This window comes from Streptomyces sp. NPDC059371 (assembly GCF_042751995.1).
In the GTDB taxonomy this organism is placed as follows: Bacteria; Actinomycetota; Actinomycetes; order Streptomycetales; family Streptomycetaceae; genus Streptomyces.
On record NZ_JBHYXD010000027.1, the window covers coordinates 89,736 to 92,545 of the forward strand.

The following is a 2,810-nucleotide window of genomic DNA, read 5'->3' on the forward strand; positions in this document are numbered from 1 at the left end:
AACGCATCACCGACCGGCGCGACTTCCGCCGTTCAGCTCAAGATCAATCGTAGCAGTGCGGTGCTCCGGGCTCCAGACCTGGGGAAACCTGCGGCGGCGCACGGTCAAAGGGATGAGGGTGAACGCTGCCGTGGAGGTGGCGTTCACCCTCGTGGGGTGGGGGCTCGGGTGGTGTCGGGGGTCGTGGTGTCAGTTCGTGTCCCGGGTGGGAGCGGCGGCGTCTCGGATGGCCTTGGCCACTGCCTTGTAGTCCTTCTTCAGGATCGCGTCGTGGTTGCTGGGGACCTTCGCGCTGATCTTGATGTTCGGGTTGCGGGTGGTCACCGCGTCGAGGGCGGCGCGGATGCGTTCCTGTTCGTCGCCCTTGCTTCCCAGGGACGCGCCGGAGGCGACGACGTAGCGCACCGGGACGGTGATGCCGTCCAGTACGGGGGCCAGTTCGCGTTCGCGGGCGAGCTTGCCGAGTTCGATGTTGGTGGCGGCCATCTGGTCGGCGTTCATCCTCGGGGCCAGGCCCGTGGGGCGCAGCAGTGGCAGGAACCAGCCCATCCTGCGGAACAGTTTCCGGATCCGCGCTTCCATGGCCTCGTCCAGCCAGTCGTAGGGCTGGGCGCCTTCGATCAGGACGGCGCCCAGGGCGCGTGCGGGGTTGCGGTGGGCCCAGTGGGCCCCGACGAACGCGCCGTAGGACCAGCCGGCCACCACCGCGCGGTCCACGCCCCGGGCGGCGAGGACGGCGTCGACGTCACGGACGGCGGCTTCGAAGGAGTAGTCCGCCGAGCGCTTGGATTTGCCGCGGGCGCGTTCGTCGTAGGTGATGTGGCGCCATCCGGGCCCCAGTTCGGCGATGACCCGCCGCCAGTAGCCCTGGGTGGCGAACTGGCCGTTGAGGTAGAGAACGGGGATGCCGGGGCCGCCGGTGTCGGTGACGGCGAGGGCCGTGTCGTCGACGGGGACCATGCCGGTCCATGTCTCGCCGGTCGAAGGGGTGTTGCTCTTGTTCTTGTTCATGGGGCTTCTCCTGTTCTGGGGCCGGTTGCGTCGGGGGTTTTCAGAGGCTGCGGGCCGTGATGTCGCCGCGGGGGGTGGTGGCGTGGATGTCGAGCGCGGTGGTGCCGTCGTTCTTGAGGGTGTTGGCGATGCGGCCGGTGCCGGTGGTCGCGTCCAGGGCGGCCGAGACGCCGGGGGCGGCGGTGACGGTGATGTCGCCGAGCCGGGTGTCCTGCGTGAGCGTGCCGCGTACGGCCTCGGCGATGCGGATGTGGCCGCGTGCGGTGCTGATCCGTGCGGGGCCCTCCAGCCGGCCGACCTCGACGTCGCCGTCGCTCGCGGTCAGGCGCAGGCTCGCGGCCTCGTCGATCCGGATGTGGTGCCAGGCGCCGTCGAAGGCGATGTCGCCGAGGCGTCCCTCGCAGCGCAGTTCGGCACTGGCGGTCCTGGCCTCGACGTGGGAGCCGGCGGGGAGCTGGACGGTGACGTCCAGGGATCCGGTGGCGCCGAGGAGGCCGTTGCCGGTCTCGGGGGCGGTGATCCGCAGGACGCCGTCGGCGCAGGCGACGGTGGTCCGCTCGGCGGTCTTGGTGTCGCGGCTCTTGGCGGGGTCGGCGGGCAGGACCTCGACGGTGGTGTCGGTGCGGTCCGCGGCGATGAACCGGACGCGTCCGGCGGGGATGTCCAGGAGGGCGGTGATCGGGGTGGGGGTGTCGAACGTCTGCATCGTGCTCTCCCTTGCTCACAGCTTGTTTCTGACATTGGAAACGCTACGTTGCTTTCCATCTTTGGGCAACATACTCGTTGCATGGAATCGGCATTTACGCAGGTGATTTGAGTAAAACTGTTGCAACCAGTCAAGGGGTAACGCAACATTCTCCGAGTCGATCATTGCAATGGGTGAGAGGTGAACGCTATAGTGAGCAGGTCCATGGACCGTTGCCGGGAATCACCGAGGAGACCGCGATGCCGGGAGGCAGACTCACCCAGCAGGAACGCCAGCAGATCGCGCTGGGGCTGGCCGACAGCCTCCCCTACGCCGAGATCGCCCGGAGCCTGGGCCGGCCCACCTCGACGGTCACGCGCGAGGTGATGCGCAACGGCGGTCCCACCGCCTACCGCGCCAACCTCGCCCACCGCGCCACCGAGCGCCGCGCCCACCGGCGCAGGACCGCCCCCGCCCGCGGGCAGGAGGCGGCTCCCCTGGCGCACGGGCGGGACGCCGAGGCCGTGGCCGAGTACGAGGAGACGTTCACCACCGTCCTCATGGGCTCGGGCATGCCCAAGATCCCGTCCCGGGTGCTGACCAGTCTGTTCACCTCCGACGCGGGCAGCATGACCGCGTCCGAGCTCGCCCAGCGCCTCCAGGTCAGCCCGGCGTCCATCTCCAAGGCCATCACGTTCCTGGAGAGCCAGAGCCTTGTGCGCCGGGAGCGCGACGAGGGGCGCCGCGACCGTTACGTCGTCGACAACGAGCTCTTCTACCAGGCGACGATCGCCAGCGCCCGGGCCAACGACGAGGTCGTCAGGACCGCGCGCCAGGGCGTCGCCGTCCTCGGCCGTGACACCCCCGCCGCCGTCCGCCTGGAGGGCGTCGCCCGCTTCCTCGACTTCATCAGCGAGAGCATCACCCGCGCCGCCGAACAGGCCCGCGAAGTCCTCCACACCAGTCCCAGGACAGCCCCGGAAGACACCGCGCCGGCTGACGCGGGCCACGGCTGACGCGGGCCACGGCTGACGCGGGCCGGGGGGGGGGGGGGGGGGGGCGCCCCCCGCGGGGCGCGCGCCCCCGCCGCCCCCCGCCACGCGGGGGGGGCCGC

The 2,810-nt window shown here is 70.7% G+C and carries 3 protein-coding genes; 1 reads left to right on the forward strand and 2 read right to left on the reverse strand.

The window, feature by feature from the left end:
* Nucleotides 1–189: 189 nt before the first annotated feature.
* Nucleotides 190–1,011: an alpha/beta fold hydrolase gene (locus tag ACFXGX_RS18045; protein WP_384791640.1), complete on the reverse strand. Its 822-nt coding sequence runs from the start codon at nt 1,009–1,011 to the stop codon at nt 190–192.
* 40 nt (nt 1,012–1,051) lie between these two features.
* Nucleotides 1,052–1,717 carry a DUF4097 family beta strand repeat-containing protein gene (locus tag ACFXGX_RS18050; RefSeq protein ID WP_384791643.1) on the reverse strand — a complete coding sequence of 222 codons (666 nt, stop codon included), beginning with the start codon at nt 1,715–1,717 and terminating at the stop codon, nt 1,052–1,054.
* 239 nt (nt 1,718–1,956) lie between these two features.
* Here ACFXGX_RS18050 and ACFXGX_RS18055 point away from each other — a divergent pair, with 239 nt between their 5' ends.
* Nucleotides 1,957–2,712 (forward strand): helix-turn-helix domain-containing protein, encoded by a 756-nt coding sequence (locus ACFXGX_RS18055; protein ID WP_384791646.1) that lies wholly within the window; start codon nt 1,957–1,959, stop codon nt 2,710–2,712.
* Nucleotides 2,713–2,810 lie beyond the last annotated feature (98 nt).

Bases quoted from the DNA above. Each gene is read 5' to 3' on its own strand.
- ACFXGX_RS18045 (WP_384791640.1), bottom strand. From the start codon at position 1,011: ATGAACAAGAACAAGAGCAACACCCCTTCGACCGGCGAGACATGGACC.
- ACFXGX_RS18050 (WP_384791643.1), bottom strand. From the start codon at position 1,717: ATGCAGACGTTCGACACCCCCACCCCGATCACCGCCCTCCTGGACATC.
- ACFXGX_RS18055 (WP_384791646.1), top strand. From the start codon at position 1,957: ATGCCGGGAGGCAGACTCACCCAGCAGGAACGCCAGCAGATCGCGCTG.